At 43.8% G+C, this 18,167-nt stretch carries 19 protein-coding genes and 1 other annotated feature; of the genes, 6 read left to right on the top strand and 13 right to left on the bottom strand.

Going from position 1 to position 18,167, the window contains the following annotated elements:
* Positions 1 to 50: 50 nt before the first annotated feature.
* Positions 51 to 770 carry a tRNA1(Val) (adenine(37)-N6)-methyltransferase gene (locus J4N43_RS13250; protein ID WP_158159564.1) on the top strand — a complete coding sequence of 240 codons (720 nt, stop codon included), beginning with the start codon at positions 51 to 53 and terminating at the stop codon, positions 768 to 770.
* A 107-nt stretch (positions 771 to 877) separates the two neighbouring features.
* Positions 878 to 2,101, top strand: coding sequence for an ATP-dependent RNA helicase SrmB (gene srmB, locus J4N43_RS13255; protein ID WP_005381797.1), 1,224 nt, complete (start codon positions 878 to 880; stop codon positions 2,099 to 2,101).
* A gap of 109 nt (positions 2,102 to 2,210) precedes the next feature.
* On the opposite strand, the gene yaaA is transcribed toward srmB, so the two are convergent.
* Together yaaA and J4N43_RS13265 are read right to left on the bottom strand one after the other, a co-directional pair.
* Positions 2,211 to 2,987 carry a peroxide stress protein YaaA gene (yaaA, locus tag J4N43_RS13260; protein WP_062730737.1) on the bottom strand — a complete coding sequence of 259 codons (777 nt, stop codon included), beginning with the start codon at positions 2,985 to 2,987 and terminating at the stop codon, positions 2,211 to 2,213.
* Between the two features lie 110 nt (positions 2,988 to 3,097).
* Positions 3,098 to 4,531 carry an alanine/glycine:cation symporter family protein gene (locus tag J4N43_RS13265; protein ID WP_005381800.1) on the bottom strand — a complete coding sequence of 478 codons (1,434 nt, stop codon included), beginning with the start codon at positions 4,529 to 4,531 and terminating at the stop codon, positions 3,098 to 3,100.
* Positions 4,532 to 5,252: 721 nt separating this feature from the next.
* Between J4N43_RS13265 and J4N43_RS13270 the strand changes: the two genes are divergently transcribed.
* Positions 5,253 to 5,438 (top strand): DUF3545 family protein, encoded by a 186-nt coding sequence (locus J4N43_RS13270; RefSeq protein ID WP_005381805.1) that lies wholly within the window; start codon positions 5,253 to 5,255, stop codon positions 5,436 to 5,438.
* A 236-nt stretch (positions 5,439 to 5,674) separates the two neighbouring features.
* Here the strand turns inward: J4N43_RS13270 and J4N43_RS13275 are convergent, their stop codons facing one another.
* From J4N43_RS13275 to nfo, 3 genes are all read right to left on the bottom strand, one after another.
* Positions 5,675 to 6,226 carry a hemerythrin domain-containing protein gene (locus J4N43_RS13275; protein WP_005381807.1) on the bottom strand — a complete coding sequence of 184 codons (552 nt, stop codon included), beginning with the start codon at positions 6,224 to 6,226 and terminating at the stop codon, positions 5,675 to 5,677.
* 113 nt (positions 6,227 to 6,339) lie between these two features.
* Positions 6,340 to 7,020 (bottom strand): uracil-DNA glycosylase, encoded by a 681-nt coding sequence (gene ung, locus J4N43_RS13280; protein ID WP_005382846.1) that lies wholly within the window; start codon positions 7,018 to 7,020, stop codon positions 6,340 to 6,342.
* A gap of 289 nt (positions 7,021 to 7,309) precedes the next feature.
* A complete protein-coding gene (gene nfo, locus J4N43_RS13285; protein ID WP_005382844.1) occupies positions 7,310 to 8,194 on the bottom strand; it encodes a deoxyribonuclease IV in 885 nt (294 codons plus the stop codon).
* Positions 8,195 to 8,520: 326 nt separating this feature from the next.
* Here nfo and grcA point away from each other — a divergent pair, with 326 nt between their 5' ends.
* Positions 8,521 to 8,898 (top strand): autonomous glycyl radical cofactor GrcA, encoded by a 378-nt coding sequence (grcA, locus tag J4N43_RS13290; RefSeq protein ID WP_005381814.1) that lies wholly within the window; start codon positions 8,521 to 8,523, stop codon positions 8,896 to 8,898.
* A 111-nt stretch (positions 8,899 to 9,009) separates the two neighbouring features.
* On the opposite strand, the gene J4N43_RS13295 is transcribed toward grcA, so the two are convergent.
* From J4N43_RS13295 to thrL, 5 genes are all read right to left on the bottom strand, one after another.
* Positions 9,010 to 9,669 (bottom strand): NADPH-dependent FMN reductase, encoded by a 660-nt coding sequence (locus tag J4N43_RS13295; protein WP_158159563.1) that lies wholly within the window; start codon positions 9,667 to 9,669, stop codon positions 9,010 to 9,012.
* Between the two features lie 139 nt (positions 9,670 to 9,808).
* Positions 9,809 to 11,089, bottom strand: a complete 1,281-nt coding sequence (thrC, locus tag J4N43_RS13300; protein ID WP_005381818.1) for a threonine synthase — start codon at positions 11,087 to 11,089, stop codon at positions 9,809 to 9,811.
* Complete coding sequence (gene thrB, locus J4N43_RS13305; protein WP_033906103.1) at positions 11,086 to 12,042, bottom strand: homoserine kinase; 957 nt, start codon at positions 12,040 to 12,042, stop codon at positions 11,086 to 11,088. Before thrB ends, thrC begins: the two co-directional genes overlap by 4 nt.
* Before the next feature lie 20 nt (positions 12,043 to 12,062).
* A complete protein-coding gene (gene thrA, locus J4N43_RS13310) occupies positions 12,063 to 14,522 on the bottom strand; it encodes a bifunctional aspartate kinase/homoserine dehydrogenase I (protein ID WP_104978801.1) in 2,460 nt (819 codons plus the stop codon).
* A 53-nt stretch (positions 14,523 to 14,575) separates the two neighbouring features.
* Positions 14,576 to 14,695, bottom strand: a sequence feature (Thr leader region).
* The gene (thrL, locus tag J4N43_RS13315) at positions 14,631 to 14,708 is read right to left on the bottom strand and encodes a thr operon leader peptide (protein WP_074192076.1); all 78 of its coding nucleotides are present in this window, start codon (positions 14,706 to 14,708) and stop codon (positions 14,631 to 14,633) included. (Overlaps the previous feature by 65 nt.)
* Positions 14,709 to 15,131: 423 nt before the next feature.
* Here thrL and J4N43_RS13320 point away from each other — a divergent pair, with 423 nt between their 5' ends.
* The gene (locus J4N43_RS13320) at positions 15,132 to 15,602 is read left to right on the top strand and encodes a hypothetical protein (protein WP_047102035.1); all 471 of its coding nucleotides are present in this window, start codon (positions 15,132 to 15,134) and stop codon (positions 15,600 to 15,602) included.
* Here J4N43_RS13320 and J4N43_RS13325 read toward each other — a convergent pair.
* Together J4N43_RS13325 and J4N43_RS13330 are read right to left on the bottom strand one after the other, a co-directional pair.
* A complete protein-coding gene (locus tag J4N43_RS13325) occupies positions 15,599 to 16,081 on the bottom strand; it encodes a putative 4-hydroxy-4-methyl-2-oxoglutarate aldolase (RefSeq protein WP_005381822.1) in 483 nt (160 codons plus the stop codon). The two genes, J4N43_RS13320 and J4N43_RS13325, sit on opposite strands and share 4 nt — an antisense overlap.
* Positions 16,082 to 16,145: 64 nt before the next feature.
* The gene (locus J4N43_RS13330; RefSeq protein WP_053306886.1) at positions 16,146 to 16,553 is read right to left on the bottom strand and encodes a DUF3293 domain-containing protein; all 408 of its coding nucleotides are present in this window, start codon (positions 16,551 to 16,553) and stop codon (positions 16,146 to 16,148) included.
* Between the two features lie 361 nt (positions 16,554 to 16,914).
* Here J4N43_RS13330 and arcA point away from each other — a divergent pair, with 361 nt between their 5' ends.
* On the top strand, positions 16,915 to 17,631 hold the full coding sequence (arcA, locus tag J4N43_RS13335; protein ID WP_005381824.1) for a two-component system response regulator ArcA: 717 nt from the start codon (positions 16,915 to 16,917) through the stop codon (positions 17,629 to 17,631).
* Positions 17,632 to 17,716: 85 nt separating this feature from the next.
* Here arcA and J4N43_RS13340 read toward each other — a convergent pair whose 3' ends face one another.
* Positions 17,717 to 18,166 (bottom strand): putative periplasmic lipoprotein, encoded by a 450-nt coding sequence (locus tag J4N43_RS13340; RefSeq protein WP_158159562.1) that lies wholly within the window; start codon positions 18,164 to 18,166, stop codon positions 17,717 to 17,719.
* Between the last annotated feature and the right edge of the window lies 1 nt (position 18,167).

An 18,167-nucleotide genomic window follows, 5' to 3' on the forward strand; every position in this document is an offset into this window, starting at 1 on the left:
AATAAACAATAGAGCAATCCACTTAATTATTGAGCAAATATAAAACAATCATGAAGAACAAAAAACTGAAAACTAAAGGCTTCAATTTTAAGCAATTTTGTATTGAGGGCGGCGAGAGTGGTATGCCAGTCAGCACAGATGGGGTAATGCTTGGTGCTTGGATTCAAAGCCCTAACGACGCTAAAATTCTCGATATTGGCACTGGCACTGGCCTGCTTGCCCTGATGTGTGCTCAACGCTTTACAGAAGCTCAAATAACCGCGGTCGATATCGAATTAACAGCCGTTGCTGCCGCGCAAAAAAATATGGCCCAGTCTCCTTGGTCAGATCGTGTAAGTGTGCATCACACCGACATACTGCACTTTACGCCGACACATCCATTTCAACGCATCATTTGTAATCCGCCCTACTTCAACAGCGGCGAACAATCGAAACACAGTCAACGTGCAACCGCGAGGCACACTGATACGCTAGGCCATAACACATTGCTACAGCGTTGCTATCATTTGCTTGATGACGAAGGGAGGGCTAGTTTTGTGTTGCCAATCACCGAAGGCGAGCAGTTCATTGAGCTAGCATTAAACCAAGGTTGGTATCTATTGCGGATCTGTCGTGTGCAACCATCAGAAAAGAAACCAGTACACCGACTGTTATTTGAACTATCAAAACGACCTTGCGATTCGCAAACGTCACATTTAATTATCCGTTCAAATGACGGCTATAGTGATGATTTCATCCAGTTAACTCGCGAGTTTTATCTTAAGATGTGAAATAACATGTGATCCTTATCACCAATCACTTTATAATGTGCGACCTTTTTGTATTCTATGCTGTTGTGGCGAACCATTAACCAAGCTTTGCTTGTGGAGAACTCATTGTGATCAGAACCTTTGCTGAACTTGATCTAGACCAAAACCTACTTGAAGCCATTGAAGAGATGGGTTACGAACGCCCAACAAAAATTCAGGCAGAAGCGATTCCACAAGCGTTGGACGGTCGTGACATTCTAGCGTCAGCGCCAACAGGAACTGGTAAAACGGCCGCCTTCGTCCTGCCAGCATTGCAATACTTGCAAGACTTCCCTCGTCGTAAGCCTGGGCCTGCGCGTATTTTGATCCTAACGCCTACTCGCGAACTGGCGATGCAAATTGCCGATCAAGCACGTGCTTTGGCAAAAAATACCAAACTCAACATTTTCACCATCACTGGTGGTGTTCAGTACCAAGAGCACGCCGACATCCTTGCAACAACACAAGACATTGTGGTTGCGACACCTGGCCGTTTAAAAGAATACATTGATGCAGAGCGTTTTGATTGTCGTGCAATCGAATGGTTAATCCTTGATGAAGCAGACCGCATGCTAGATATGGGTTTTGCTCCTACTGTCGATCGCCTATCTAACGAATGTCGCTGGCGTAAGCAAACCCTTCTGTTCTCAGCAACGTTAGAAGGGAAAGGCGTAGAAGGCTTTACCGCTGATCTGTTGAATGACCCTGCAGAGATCGACGCAAAATCACCTCTGCGTGAGCGTAAGAAAATTGCTCAGTGGTACCACCGAGCTGATGATGCAGAACACAAACTGGAATTACTAAAACACATTATTACTCAGCAGGCTGAACGCACTATCGTCTTTTTAAAGACTCGTGAGCGTTTGGCTGAGCTACGAGCGCAGCTTGAAAGCGCACAGATTCCATGTTCTTGGATTCAAGGTGAAATGCCGCAAGATCGTCGTAACAATGCGATTTCTCGCTTCCGCGATGGAACTGTGAACGTGCTGCTCGCGACGGACGTTGCTGCGCGTGGTATCGATCTTCCGGATGTATCACACGTTATCAACTACGACATGCCGCGCACGGCTGATGTTTACCTTCACCGTATCGGCCGTACGGCTCGCGCAGGTAAGAAAGGTAACGCTATCTCAATCGTAGAAGCACACGACCAACCAATGATGGATCGCGTTGCACGTTACGTGAAAGAAGACATCAAAGAGCGTTTCGTGAAAGAAATGCGTCCTAAACACAAAAAGCCTGTGTTTAAGAAGAAAAAGAAAAAAGACGACAAGAAAAAAGTAGCGAAAAAGAAAACCGCTAAGAAGAAGTAATCTTGTTGGGGCGAAGTAGCTCAAGCTAGAAAATAACAAAGGGTTGGCAATGCCAACCCTTTTTCGTTTGTGCTGATAGAGATTAACGTAGACTACGTCTCAATCAGCTTTATTTTTGCTCTTCGCGTTTAAATACTAACTCTGTTGGCGTCGATTCATCTTCCACAAAGTAGTAACCCGCCGTATCAAACTTAGTCAGGTCTGCCACGCTCTCAACACGGTTTTCAATGATGTAACGCGCCATCATACCGCGCGCTTTCTTCGCGTAAAAACTGATGACCTTGTATTGACCATTCTTACAATCTTTGAATACTGGCGTGATCACTTGCGCATCTAAATTCTTTGGCTTAACCGCTTTAAAGTATTCATTTGATGCAAGGTTGATAAGGACATTATCACCTTGAGCAGAAATCGCTTCGTTAAGCTTGTCCGTAATTACATTGCCCCAAAACTGGTACAAGTTCGTACCCTTGTCGTTTGCAAGCTTGGTACCCATTTCAAGACGGTATGGCTGCATCAAATCAAGTGGTTTTAGTAAACCATAAAGACCCGATAGCATACGCAGATGATCTTGAGCATATTTGAAGTCCGCTTCAGATAAACTTTCGGCGTCTAGCCCTGTGTAAACGTCACCTTTAAATGCAAGAATGGCTTGTCGTGAGTTTTCCGTGGTAAACGTTTCACTCCACTCTTGGAATCGGCCCACATTTAAATCGGCAATCTTGTCGCTCACTTTCATTAAAGAGGCAACATCAGCAGGAGTCAGTTTGCGGCAAACATCAATAAGCTCTTTTGAGTATTCGACCAACTCAGGTTGAGTAAATTTTTCTGTCGCTAACGGAGACTCGTAATCAAGAGTCTTCGCTGGAGAAACTACGATAAGCATGACTTTCCCTTCTCTAATTTTGTTTTTAATAGGGTACAAAAAAAGCCATGCATTGTCTGCATGGCTTTTTACATCGTACTAATAGCTTTCAACTATGAGTGATAGCTCACTTAGTCTTTTTTATCGTTGTACCAAATGCCTTCTTCAAGCTGAGATTTCAGCTCAGGGAAGTCATTCGCATCAAATGTTGGCACTTTGCCTTCACCAAGCTGGCGGTTGTAATCTTTTGCCAGTTTAATCACGATGCCAGATAGCAAGATGATCGCCACCAAGTTGACTATCGCCATCAGACCCATAGAGACGTCAGCAAGCGACCATACGACTGGTAACGAAGCTAGTGCACCAAACATCACCATACCAAGAACAATAACGCGGAAAATGCTTAAGCCCGCTTTGTGATTGTGCTCTAGGAAGATTAAGTTCGTTTCAGCGTACGAGTAGTTTGCAATGATTGAAGTAAACGCAAAGAAGAAGATTGCCACAGCAACAAAAATGCCGCCCCAATCGCCAACTTGTGAGCTCAATGCACGCTGAGTTAGCTCGATACCCGTCACTTCTGTTGCTTGACCGACATACTCACCAGACATCAGGATGATAGCCACTGTTGCAGAACAGATAACGATCGTGTCCATGAACACGCCTAGCATCTGTACGTAACCTTGAGACGCTGGGTGTGGTGGGTAAGGTGTTGCTGAAGCTGCCGCGTTAGGTGCAGAACCCATACCTGCTTCATTCGAGAATAGACCGCGCTTGATACCGTTAATCATTGCCTGTGCAATTGCGTAGCCAAGACCACCTGCTGCTGCTTCTTGCAGACCAAATGCACTCTTAAAGATAAGCATCAATACATCAGGTAATTTCTCTAGGTTAGAGAACATGATGAACAACGCTAGGGCTAGATAAAGTAGTGCCATGATCGGAACGATCATCTCAGCAACTCTTGCGATACGCTTGATGCCACCGAAAATAACAATTGCAGACAGTAAAACAACGGCAATACCGACATACAGGTTATTCCAACCAAATGCGTTGCTCATTGCATTGGCAATTGAGTTAGCTTGTACTGCGTTGAATACCAAACCAAAAGCGATGATTAGGAAAACTGAGAACAACACGCCCATCCAACGCATGCCCAGGCCTTTTTCCATGTAGTAGGCAGGGCCACCACGGTAGTTGCCATCATCATCTTTGGTTTTGTATAGCTGCGCCAGTGTGCTCTCAGCAAACGATGTTGCCATACCAAGCATTGCAATCAGCCACATCCAGAAGATCGCACCAGGACCACCCGCAGTCAATGCAACTGCAACGCCCGCCATGTTACCTGTACCAACACGTGCAGCAAGACTAGTACAAAGCGCTTGGAAAGAGGAAATACCAGCTTTGTCTGCTTTACGGCTGTTCTTAAGAACAGAGAACATGTGGCCGAAATGGCGGAACTGAATGAACCCTAATCGAACGGTGAAGTAAATACCAACACCAACAAGAAGATAAACCAGAATCGAGCCCCAGAGGAGATCGTTCATCAAATTGATTAAGTCTGTCATGTGTACCTCAAAGTGAGTTGCGCCAGTCTATGCGTCCTAGCCATCCACCAAATTGCCTGCTAAGTGTCAAAGTGTGCTTAGCTTTTTAAGTAATGTTTATGGGCAATCTAGAATCGTAAACGTCGCTTCATGCATCCATTTTACGTACCAGCGTATTTTTTGACGGGCGGATAATGCAACCTAGGAGCGCAAAAATCAATATGCAACAATAAGAATAACATTGTTATTTTTCACTATAAAGTCACCAAAAAATAACATAAATAGAAGACTTAACACTCAAACTGCGCAACATTTCAATTACCAAACACCAACATAAATAATTATTCTTCATTAAATGGAATGGTAAACCGTATAAACAAGAACAAGCTAGTATTCACAAGGTGTTACATAAATTTACGCTAGTGACTTACCATCTAATTGAACACTATTTCATCAAACTGATTTTATGCAACTTTAACCTTTGCGCAGTGCACCCATTCATCAAATCGAATTAACATAGAAAATCTCTCTATTTAATCGTTTTCTTGAGATCGTTTGTGCATTTTTTATCCACATCGTTGCAATAAAAAGTGTGATTTTGAGAATATTTTTGCACGAAAATGTCATGCTACCGACACAAATGCGAAATATATCATGGTTATTCTCACGGCTATTGTGGTACTAAAAAAACTCCACAAGGACTGGTTACAACAGTTTAGCTTAAGAAAGGTAAAGGTGGCTTATGGAAGGCTTTCAACTAGATGACATTTTTAATCTGGATACTACCTCAACAACCAAATCTCGTGCCAAACCAGTAAAGCGAAAGTGGCGTGAAATAGAAGAGATGAACGACAGACGCAATTTGCTTAAAGAGCTGCGCGAACTTGATGTCTGTACCGATTATAACTTGGAAGACATTAAACTCTAATTCAAACAAAAGGCACCTTACAGGTGCCTTTTGTTTTTTGTTTACAGTGACCGTAAACACCGTGAGTTTATGTACCAAGGTTTAAGTATGAATACCATTATTACTCAATGAGAATCTTCCGTACTTTTTGCCGAGAAATATGCACACTAAATTTTCGGTTGATTCCCAATAAATAAGAAATGTATCTCACAAACCCGAGAGACGGCTTTCGCTCGCTCAGGTTTCATCATTCAGTCTTAAACATATTCAGTATCACTTTGACGAACACGTTCGGCCAACTGCTTATAACGATCAGCAATCGTGTCACCAAACACAGGATCATCCTCACTGACGCTCCATAAGCTCTCGACATGCTGCCAATCTTCTGTGGTAAATAACTCTTCAATGAGAGGCAAAATTTTTCGCTCTTCTAGCTCCAAGTGGTGCCTTTGCGATTCTATGAAATCTTCTAGGTGAGCGACAAACATGTCTTGTGGCACAACGGCATCCTGAAGGATCATCTCTATCACGGATGAAAACTCTCTGGTTTTACTCGCTAACTCTAGATGTTCTTTCTCTAAATTTTCCATGGTTTGTTGCTTACCATAGTGTTCAAGAAAGTGGTGATAGAGGATATCTTCTTTCGGGTGGTGTACTTTCTCCGAATGATTAGAGAGGTAATCAACAATCTCGCTTACTAACGCATAGTTGATTACACGTTCTTTTTTTATCTCATTAAGCTTATGGCGCAGTATCGCCAACAGACGAACCATATAACCATGTTCGCGTCGAATTCTTTCGATCATCATAGCGTCTCTCCTTAACACCTACTTTTAGTAAGTGTACATGAGAAATTTACTATCAGCCTCGAGCGTGCTCAAAAAAACAGCGATCATACCATCCATGATCGCTGTCTCTTCATTTATACCGTTAATGGCAAATGCCAGTTAATTGGTGCTTTTTCTTGTGATGTAAGCAACTGGTTTGCTTGAGAGAAATGCTTACAACCGAAAAAGCCTCGATGTGCAGAAAGTGGCGATGGGTGTGGGGCAGCTAACACATGGTGCTTATTGCGATCGATAAAACGACCTTTCTTCTGCGCGTGTGACCCCCACAGCAAGAACACTACACCTTCTTGATGCTGATTAATGGCTTCAATCACTCGATCAGTAAACGTTTCCCAACCTGTCTTTGAATGTGAATGCGCTTTACCTTGCTCCACCGTTAATACCGTATTGAGTAACAATACGCCTTGTTCAGCCCAGCTTTGCAAAAAACCATGCTGAGGGATTTGGAAACCTTCAATATCTTGCGCCAGCTCTTTATACATATTAACCAGTGACGGTGGCGTTTTAATGCCAGGAAGTACAGAGAAACACAGGCCATGCGCCTGATTTGGGCCGTGGTATGGGTCTTGTCCTAGAATCACGACCTTAACGTCTTTGAACTCGGTAAAACGAAACGCGTTAAAGACATCTTTTGCGGGAGGAAAAATAGCTTTGCCTGCGGCGCGTTCGGCTTCAACAAAATTCAAGGTGTCTACAAAGTAGCTCTGCTTTTTCTCTTCGCCGATCACATCGTGCCAAGTGGGTGACTGATTCATGGAAAGTTCCTGTCCTAAATTTTGCTTCTATTCTAACGAGCGAAACTCAAACAAACAAAAACTTACCACGAACTTGAGACAAGTAATAAAAGACTAATGCTTCTGTGGCGTTCGAAAATGCCCCTGTCCGGTAATGTGACGATTAGGCATCGGTAAGCGAAGCACGCGACGAGTGAAAGCATAAGGAGTAAAAGAGAGTGGTCGAGACATGTTGGCATCCTTCTTTGCTAATTCAGAGATTGATGTTCAATGACTAAGAAAGAAAGGTGCCAACTTTGTGGTTACGCCATTAACTGGCAATGGCCGCTAAATGGAATTGACGCAATGTGTTGATCTCTTGCTGCCAAATATCTGGATCAATTGTTTCCAAAATCAGAGGGATACCATCAAAACGAGGGTCTTTCGCGATGTACTCAAAGCAATCCCACCCGATCTCTCCTTTACCTAGCGAATGGTGGCGATCTACTTTGCTGGCAAACTCTACTTTTGAATCATTTAGATGCATTGCTCTTAAATAGTGCATACCTACGATACGGTCGAACTCTGCAAAGGTGCGCTCGCAATCTTCTTTTGTACGTAAGTCATAACCAGCCGTAAAGGTATGGCAGGTATCAATACAAACGCCGACACGATCTTTATCTTCCACTTGCTCGATGATTTCAGCAAGGTGCTCAAACTTCCAGCCTAAGTTAGTGCCTTGACCTGCCGTATTCTCGATAACAGCGATCACATTCGGCACCGCTTTATGCGCAAGATTGATCGACTCGGCGATCGTTGCGAGGCACTCCTGTTCAGAGACTTTCTTTAGGTGACTACCCGGGTGGAAGTTAAGCAAAGTCAGCCCTAACTGATTACAACGCTCCATTTCATCAATAAATGCCGCGCGGGATTTATTCAGCTTTTCTTCTTCCGGCGCACCCAAGTTAATCAGATAAGAATCATGGGGAAGAATATGTTCTGCTCCGAAACCCAGCATTTTACAGTTCGCTTTAAACGCACTGATGGTTTTTGCTTCTAAAGGCTTCGCCACCCACTGGCGTTGGTTTTTTGTAAATAGTGCGAATGCATTCGCGCCAATTTCACGAGCTCTCAACGGAGCTTGATCGACCCCACCAGCAGCAGAGACATGTGCACCAATGAGTTTATTCCCAAGCTTGTTTTTCATGTTTGTCATTTAATCACTTTAGACTTTCAGTATTGCTACCTAAATACAGATAGTTGCGTTAACCAGTTTAAACTTTAATCTCAATTTGTAGTAAATTTACAACAAAACTAGTTATTAAATATTTTTTATATTATCAAATAAATTGTAATTAGTTTGTTTTCAAAGGTTTTATTGATTTAACTCAATAAAATTACCTTAATAAAAATAATGTTTTTGGTTGTTTTTTGACTTAAATCAATATTAAAATAGTGGATATTAGCTATATAATACTCAGCTCAACGAAAATTCGAAAATTAACACCAATAATCACCACGTAAGTGGTCTAGGAGATAGTGATGATCCAAGGTATCCAAATTACAAAAGCGGCAAACGACGACCTACTAAACTCTATCTGGCTATTAGATAGCGAAAAAAATGAAGCTCGTTGTGTTGCTGCAACTGCTGGCTACGAAGCAGACCAAGTTATCGCAATCAGCGACCTAGGTGAATACGAAAGCCGTGAAGTTGCAATCGAAACTGCTCCTCGTATCGAAGGCGGCCAACACCTAAACGTGAACGTGCTTAAACGCGAAACACTAGAAGATGCAGTTGCACACCCAGAGAAATACCCACAACTAACTATTCGTGTTTCTGGTTACGCAGTACGTTTTAACTCGCTAACTCCAGAGCAACAACGTGATGTAATCGCTCGTACTTTTACTGAGACTCTATAATCTCTCAGTAAACTAGCTCGCTAGAATTTAAAAAGCTTGGTCAGCAATGACCAAGCTTTTTTTGTTTCAGAATCCTTCTAAACCCTTTCTATAATGGAAAGCAACTCGCCTCTAAGGTGCATTTCTTTGCGAAGGATCTTTCTGAAACGCTTGCGCTAAAGAGGTTGGATCACGCCTATCTCTTTGCAGTGACGCCCCTTCTGCCCACCAAATCAATTGATGCATAGTGCGATTCATATAGTTGTCCCACTGCGTCTGCTCCGACTCATCCTCAGCAACGCCCTGTTCATCAAACACTTCTTGCGCTTTCGGAATGTGGATCATCGCAGAGACAGGTAGACATCCAAGTTCAGATAAGAAGGTACGCATAGAAACGGCAGCTCTAACACCACCCCATTGTCCGGCAGAATAGGTCACGATAGCACTCGGCTTGTAAGAAAACAGCGAACTGCCGAAATGGTTAAGCGTGTTCGCCAGAGCAGGACTCATCGAATGGTTATATTCCGGGCTAACCATCACATACCCATCCGCATGTTTGATTTTGTCTGCCAGCTCACTTAGGTGCTGCGGAACTTTAGAGCGGTGATAAGCAAACTCGGGCTTAAACACATCACCAAAGTCGTAATTCAAAGGGTCGATGATTTCGACCGTATGTTGCGAATGTTGACTCGCGATGAGTTTTTCACACGCTTTACTGACTCGCATTCCTAAACGGGCTGGTCGTGGTGGCGTGCTGTCTCTCACTGAGCCAAGAAAAATCAAAAAATGCATGCTTCTCTTTCCATCTCATTTAGTTAAGTTCGTTTCTCAATCATAAAGAGAGTCAAAACTTACCGACAATAAAAAAGGTGAATGATTACTCATTCACCTCTCGTTATTTCTGTTTTTGATACTTACTATACTTTGAAGCTTACTGCACGCGGCGCAGTACTTGTTTCAATGCGTCAAAGTCTGCGTCGAGCTCTTCCGATAGCAGCTCCATCGCAGCGTGCTTCGCTAGTGGCGCAGGAAGCTCGATATCGGATTCTAGAATATCATCCACGACTTCTTTGAACTTCGCAGGGTGAGCAGTACATAGGAACAGACCGGTTTCACCGTCTTGCAATTGTTCTTCAAGCACTCGGTAAGCAATCGCACCATGCGGTTCGCATAGGTAGCCTAGAGCATGTAAATCTTTCACTGACTGTGCGCTTTGCTCATCAGATACTGCGCCTTTACCTAACGTCTCCAAGCCCCACTCTTTCACGCGGCACAGCTCTTCAATACGAGGCCAGTTGTTTGGTTGGCTCACGTCCATCGCGTTCGATGTTGTTGCGACTGTTGGTTTTGGCTCCCACTTACCTGTTTCTAGGTAGCGAGGAACAGTGTCATTGGCATTCGTTGCAGCGATAAAGCGTTTGATAGGCAAGCCCAGCGCTTTTGCCAGTAGACCAGCAGTTAGGTTACCAAAGTTACCACTTGGTACTGATACCACTAGGTTTTCACGCTCTTGCTTGCTCATTTGCGCAGCGGCTTCAAAGTAGTAACAGATTTGCGCCATCAAACGGCTGATGTTGATTGAGTTTGCAGAGTTCAGACCGATCTCTTCACGCAGTGCAGAATCATCAAAAGCTTGCTTGACCAGTGCCTGACACGCATCGAAGTCTCCATCGATCGCGACAGTATGGATGTTCTTACCAAGCGTACAGAATAGCTTCTCTTGCAGTGGGCTGATCTTACCTTTCGGGTAAAGAATCACAACGTTGATGTCTTCCATACCGTAGAAAGCATGCGCAACGGCTGCGCCAGTATCGCCAGAAGTTGCTGTCAGAATGGTGATCTTGCCACCGTCCGAAACGGCTGCAAGAGATTGCGCCATAAAGCGACCACCAAAGTCTTTAAACGCAAGCGTTGGGCCATGGAACAGCTCCAGTGCGTAAACACCATCTTTTACTTGGTTGATAGGCGCAGGGAATTGGAATGCAGCATCAACAAGAGCATTCACTTGCTCCTCTGTAAGTTCATCTCCAATTAACGCCGATAGAATCTTAGTGCTACGAGAGACAAAGTCTTCTGCAAGCAGCGCATCGATATCTTCAAATTTTGGTAATTCCGATGGGAAAAATAGACCTTGGTTACGGCCTAACCCTTGGCGAACGGCTTGGCCAAAGGAAACTTGTTCATCATTTTCTTTTATATTGTAAAGCTTCATAGCTCACTTCCTGTTACTTTCGAACCCTGCTTATCTAGACGACAAACGTGGACGAATCCTTCTTCGTTTTGTACGTAGTTTTGTTCTAACCAGCGAGCAACTCGCTCAGCGACATCTTTCTCTTTGCAAATACTGAACAGTGTCGGACCACTGCCAGAAATACCGGTTGCCAATGCACCCGCAGACGCTGCGTATTGACGTGCATTCGCAAAACCTGGAAGCAGTTTCTCACGATACGGTTCTGCGATCACGTCTTTGATCATTTTTGCAGCAAGTTCTGGCTGACCAGAATGACACGCATGAATAAAGCCCGCAAGGTGGCGACCATGAGCAATGATATCTTGTCGGCGGTATTGAGATGGTAGGATCTCACGCGCTTCCGCCGTTGATACCTTGATACCCGGATACGCCATCACCCAGTACCAATCATCAAAGCAAGGCACTTCTTGACTGATGATACCCAACTCTTCAAGCATCAGTTGCACACCACCAAGGTAACATGGCGCAACGTTGTCGTAGTGAATACCACCAGAGATCTTGCCTTCCATCTCTCCCATCAGCGCCAATAATTCTGTCTCGTTAAGTGGCTGTCCATGGAATCGGTTCAATGCATCTAATGCAGCGACGATAGAACATGCACTTGAGCCTAAACCAGAGCCAATTGGCATGTTCTTTTCTAGCGTCATCTCAAGTGGTTTTAGCTCAACGCCTTTTTTGTCTAACTCACGAGCAAACACGAGCCAACAGTCGTAGACGATGTTGTCTTTTGGTTCAGTTGGCAATTTCTCAACAAAATCACCCGCCGTTTTAAGGCTGAACGGATCAGCCCCAGATTTCACCAATACACGGTCACCCAATAGTGTGCCATCCACTGGAGACACGGCCGCCCCCAGCACATCAAAGCCAACGCTTACATTACCAATTGATGCTGGGGCATAAACCACTACATCCATATCACTTGAACTCATTATTGTTATACCCCTAGTTTCCAACCTAAAGTACGCATCACGTCAGAAAATACACCCGCAGCCGTTACTTCGGTGCCTGCACCATAGCCACGTAACACTAGTGGGATTGGCTGATAGTAACGGCTGTAAAATGCCAGTGCGTTTTCACCGTCCTTGATTTTATACATTGGATCGTTTTCATCCACCGCTGCGATGCTTACTGTGCACTTGCCCTCATTAATCTCACCAACGTAGCGCAGTACTTTGCCTTCTTCCGCTGCCTTTGCAGATAATTCTTTAAAGTAAGCGTCTGCTTCAGGTAAACGCGCCATAAATTCATCAACGCTACCAGAATCATCAAAACCTGGTGGCAGTGCTTGATCAACCACAACGTCTTCTAGTTCTAGAGACATGCCTGCTTCACGAGCTAGGATCAGAAGCTTACGCGCGACATCCATACCAGAAAGATCATCACGAGGATCCGGTTCAGTAAAACCATTTTCTTTTGCGATATTAGTAGCTTCACTTAGGCTCATACCTTCATCTAACTTACCGAAGATGTATGACAGAGAGCCAGAAAGAATACCGCTAAAGCGCTCTAGCTCATCACCCGCTGAGATTAGGTTTTGCAGGTTTTCGATTACCGGTAGACCCGCCCCCACAGTTGTTTCGTACATCAGCTTGCGACGAGAGCTGCGCGCAACATCGCGAAGCTGATGGTAGTAAGCCATGCTTGCTGTGTTTGCTTTTTTATTTGGTGTAACGACATGGAAACCAGCAGCTAAGAAATCAGCGTATTGGTTCGCGATATCTTCACTTGATGTACAGTCAACCAATACTGGGTTGATGATGTGGTTACGTTGAACCAAAGAAATCAAACGCGCTAGGCTGAACTCTTCTGTCGCTGCCGACATACGATCACGCCAATGCTCGAGTGGCAGACCTTCACTATCAAGTAAAAGACCTTTGCTGTTTGCCAAGCCACACACGCGAATAACGATGCCTTTTTCCGCAAGCTTCGCCTGTTGACGCTCGATCTGATCCACCAGCTCACCACCAACGCCACCAATACCAACCACGAATACGTCTAAGAAGTGCTTAGAGTTGAAGAGGTTTTCGTGACACGCTTTGATTGCTTCAGAGATTTTATCTTCAGGAATCACGGCTGAGATAGCACGCTCAGATGAGCCCTGTGCGATGGCTACAATGTTTACGTTCACTTCAGCAAGAGATGAGAAGAAGCGAGATGCAACACCGCGCGATGTACGCATGCCGTCACCAACCAACGTTATGATTGAAACATTATCAATAAACTCGACCGGCTCTAATAAGCTATCTTTCAGTTCCAACTCAAACGCATCGGCCAGTACTTGTTGCGCTTTTGCTTTATCTTCTGCCTCAATACAGAAGCTAATGCTGTACTCAGAAGAAGACTGAGTAATAAGAACAATAGACACACCAGCGGAAGACATTGCGCCAAATACGCGGCTTGCCATGCCAACCATACCCTTCATACCTGGGCCGGAGACGTTAACCATGGTTAGGTCGTTTAGCGTCGTGATACCTTTGATCGCCAGATTGTCTTCACCAGTGTCTTGCCCAATCAGGGTACCTGCACCTTGTGGGTTAAAGCTGTTTTTGATCAGACATGGGATGTGGAACTGCGCGATAGGAGCAATGGTTTTCGGATGCAAAACGGAAGCACCGAAGTAAGAAAGCTCCATTGCTTCTTGGTAGCTAAGAGATTTAAGCAGGCGAGCATCTTCTACTAAACGAGGGTCACAGTTGTATACACCATCTACGTCTGTCCAGATCTCACAACAATCTGCGCGCAGACACGCTGCAAGAACCGCCGCTGAATAATCAGAGCCATTGCGACCAAGTGTTACCAATTCACCTTTCTCGTTACCTGCGGTAAAGCCTGGCATGATGTTCACATGGCCCAGAGGAAGAGGGTTTTGGCGGAAGTTTTGCGTTGAAACGTCTACATCAACCATGGCTTCAAGGTGATCACCTTTTGCGTATAGGTATTCAACTGGGTCGATAAGATGTGCAGGCTGGCCTTTGGCTTCTAACACTGCTTTCATCAATTGAATCGAAACGCGTTCGCCTTTGCTAATAATACGTGCATTAACATTGTTTGGGCACATGCCAAGAAGATTGATGCCATGAACGAATTGGCGTAATTGAGAGAGAGAAGTTTTCACTTGGTTATCGAAAGCTGAACCATCGATATTGGGTAGTACTGCTTGGACTTGAGTGAAGAGCGTTTTAAACGACTCCTCCAATTCTTTGATTTGTAGTTCTGCTTCACCATTGCGCAATGCGCCTTCAATGACCGAAACCAATTTGTTTGTTGTTTTACCAGGAGCGGAAAGAACAACCGCCACTTCTTCTTGTTGAGCGTTATTGGCAATAATGTCTGCCGCTCTCAAAAAGCGATCTGCATCAGCTAGTGATGATCCGCCAAACTTCAATACTCGCATCCCTTCCTCCGGTATATCTTCTTAAATTTGTCTAAATTCTGGATAAAAAAGCATAAAAAAAGGCCTGTATCTTGTTGGATACAGGCCTTTTTTGTGAATTTCTTTCGCTCAGCAGCCTGCCCCAACATGTGTCGTGTCGGTAATAATAATGGTCGTGGTCATTACTACTAGGCTGTTAGATGGCATAAATAAATATTCAACGTTAATTGTGTTTGCTTAACTCTACGTTTACCGAGTTTCTGATACATAGTCAACAAAAAATTGTTTGTTTTTCCATCTTTCAGAGATTTCTGCTAAGCAATGTCATTGATATTTATAGTTAATTACACATTATTGATCATTTGAAAATCTACAGTTAGTTTTTGTAAAGGACTTAACCATCATCACCAGTTCGGTTTTTTATCTAATAACTAGTCTGATCTTTGCCATAAAACGTACGATCAAATAATTCGAGAGGGTTGTGACACATAACAACAACTTAACTGTGACTTATGTTCATAGGATCGAATTATTTAGAAAATAGGTGAGCTAGCTTTCATATTCTATGCTTTAATAGTGAGAAGCTTTGGGCGCATACTAATAAAAAAGTTGACACAAGGAGTGGTGAACATGAAAAGATGGCTTTTTCTGTTGCTGTTTTTTGTGCCTGGTGTTTGTCTAGCAAACGAGCTTCCGCCGCTTCCAGGTAAAACATCCCCTTCTCCTCATAAACTATTCATTTCCAGCGACAGTTATCAGTCTGACAGTTTTGATGTTTGGAATATCGATACGGGTTACGCTTACGAACTTTTTGATTCGGTAGACGTTTATGTCGGTGCGCGAGTCAATAACTCTCCTACCCAAAATCAAAGTGGTTTTTTGAGTGGGATCAGCTATCACTTTAATGATCGTGTCACGCTGAAAAGTACAGTTCGCTCTTACAAGAACGAAACAGCGGAAGGTATTCGCCAAGACGACAGCAGCCTCGCGGCTGAAGTATCAAGTCGCGTAAAAATTACCGATAAACTGGATCTTCACGCGACTCTTGATTACCAAGATTGGCAACAAGGCTTTGAGGTTGGTTTAGGCTTTCGTTTTTAGAAGTCCAGCTTTTGCTTAGAAATCAATACACCGTTCCAGTCCGCGTAAACGTAGTGCTTAGGTTGAACGATTTGGTTTTGCATCGTTAAGGTTACGTTTACCTCTCCTATCCCGCGTTTCTCTGTTTTAAACGGGTTGGTGCCAAGAGCTTGAACGCCAATGTCCATTTGAGATATTTGTGCTACATCGCGTATTGCACCATAGACAATGATGCCTTCCCACCCATTTTCTATTCCGAGTATCGCTAATTGATCGCCGAGTAATGCTCTCTGACACGATCCATGTCCGTCAACAATCAATACTTTACCCGTTCCATCTTCGCCCAGTACTTCACGCACTTTCGAGTTATCGTGATAGCAGCGCACCGTAACGATTTCACCGTAAAAAGCGCTACGTTGACCAAAGTTCTGCAATGGTAAAGTAAGCAAGCTCACTTGGTCTTCAAATTGGTCACAAATATCGGGTGTAATGTCTCTCATATTTCCTCCGTGAATTTTCTCACCCAAGCGATGCTTCAGTGAGCAGTATCCTTTTCTATACCTTCTATACGAGTCGAGGCTTAATGGAGCCTAACGTATGAAAAACTTTCGGCTGCGAGCACGCAATAAGATAAAGTTGGTCATTAATGACGTAATAAATCGCGTTTTGTTGAAAGTCATTCGCCAATTCAACGGCTACCTCTGGCGACAACTCGACGGCAAAGCTTTCCTCATACCATGTAAAAGCGCTATCACCTACCGTGACAGGCGCGTAATTAACGTGCTGTAGCTGTTTTTCTAACGCGTGATTGTTTATGCTGTTCTCTTCTTTGGACCTCAAGTTACTGTATGGGTTCCAAGCGGTTATCACAGCATAGTTTGAAACACGCCACTCGGCTTCGAATCTGAAAAAAGATTCTGAATAAGCATTCCATAACGATGCGTCTATGTTCGTATTACTTTTTTCTATCATAAGTCTTAAACGATTAATAACAGTTACATTTCATCAATTGATATAAATCAACAAACTGAATGGAATTAACATTTGAGCATTGTTAGCATGCTGTTAACAATATAAAATCCGCTCAATATCTTAGGGTGTTTACGTTTCAGGCCCCACTGAAAGCAGGAAATGAAAGGTAAACAAGCCCTTTAGAATAAACGTCGCCATTGGATACTGGTGAGTTGGCAAAATTCCATGGAGGGCGGATAACTGAAAGAAGTGTTTTTTTGATCAACTTGATTTATTATCAAAATCACATTACCTGTATGTTATATTTTTGCCTAGAATTTATTCTATTAGCACAATTTTGTCACAAATTTAGGTACCGCCAATGCAAACCCCGCAGATTCTTATCGTTGAAGATGAGCAAGTAACTCGTAACACTCTTAAGAGTATTTTTGAAGCAGAGGGATACGCTGTTTTTGAAGCCAGTGACGGTGAAGAGATGCACCAAGTGTTGTCTGATAACTCAGTCAACTTGGTTATTATGGACATTAATCTTCCAGGCAAGAATGGCCTTCTACTAGCGCGTGAATTACGCGAGCAAGCGAACATTGCTTTAATGTTCCTGACAGGCCGTGACAATGAAGTAGACAAGATCCTAGGTCTTGAGATTGGTGCAGATGACTACATCACTAAACCATTCAACCCACGTGAACTAACTATTCGTGCACGTAACCTACTTAGTCGCTCAATGAGCTCTAACGCGGTGCAAGAAGAGAAGCGCTCGGTAGAAAAGTATGAATTCAACGGTTGGGTACTAGACATCAACAGCCGCTCTCTAGTAAGCCCTGCTGGTGATAGCTACAAGCTACCTCGCTCTGAGTTCCGCGCACTACTGCACTTCTGTGAGAACCCGGGTAAGATTCAAACTCGTGCAGATCTTCTTAAGAAGATGACTGGTCGTGAACTTAAGCCACACGACCGTACTGTAGACGTAACGATTCGTCGTATCCGTAAGCACTTTGAGTCTGTTTCAGGTACGCCAGAAATCATCGCCACTATCCACGGCGAAGGTTACCGCTTCTGTGGCGATCTAGAAGACTAGATTTAACCGCTAATATCCGAAGGGCTTGCTCATTGAGCAAGCCCTTTTTGTTTTAGGTCTAACGACTAATGCAACATCATTGCGGTTAATAAACCTTGTTAATCTTCACGTACTTTTCGACTAACCAACGCTGTTTACCCGCATCGTCTAGAAGCACTGCGATATCAACCGATTTTTCTGTGTTCACATCAATGTGAGACGCGAACGCCACCTCCCATCGGCTTTCACTGTGCGTTCGAGTATCTAAAGACGCACTGTCCACCAACCACTCTTTTTGCCCCTGTTTAATAATAAGAGCTTCTGCCGTTAGATTTGCAGGAAGTAACTGATCTCCTTCGAGGTAAAGTGCACCTTGAATACTTTGCTCTTCCACGTCCCCAATATTCGGCATGAGGTTAACCCATAAATTACTTTTGAGCTCAACATTAACCTCATTAATCGTAATCTGACTGTTTTGTTGCCAATTCACATTTGGAACGGAACTACAGCCTGCCATCAATGCCATGACTAACGCCAATGGTGCGATTCTTTTCATG

It is taken from the genome of Vibrio sp. SCSIO 43009 (assembly GCF_023716525.1).
Taxonomy (GTDB): Bacteria; Pseudomonadota; Gammaproteobacteria; order Enterobacterales; family Vibrionaceae; genus Vibrio; species Vibrio alginolyticus.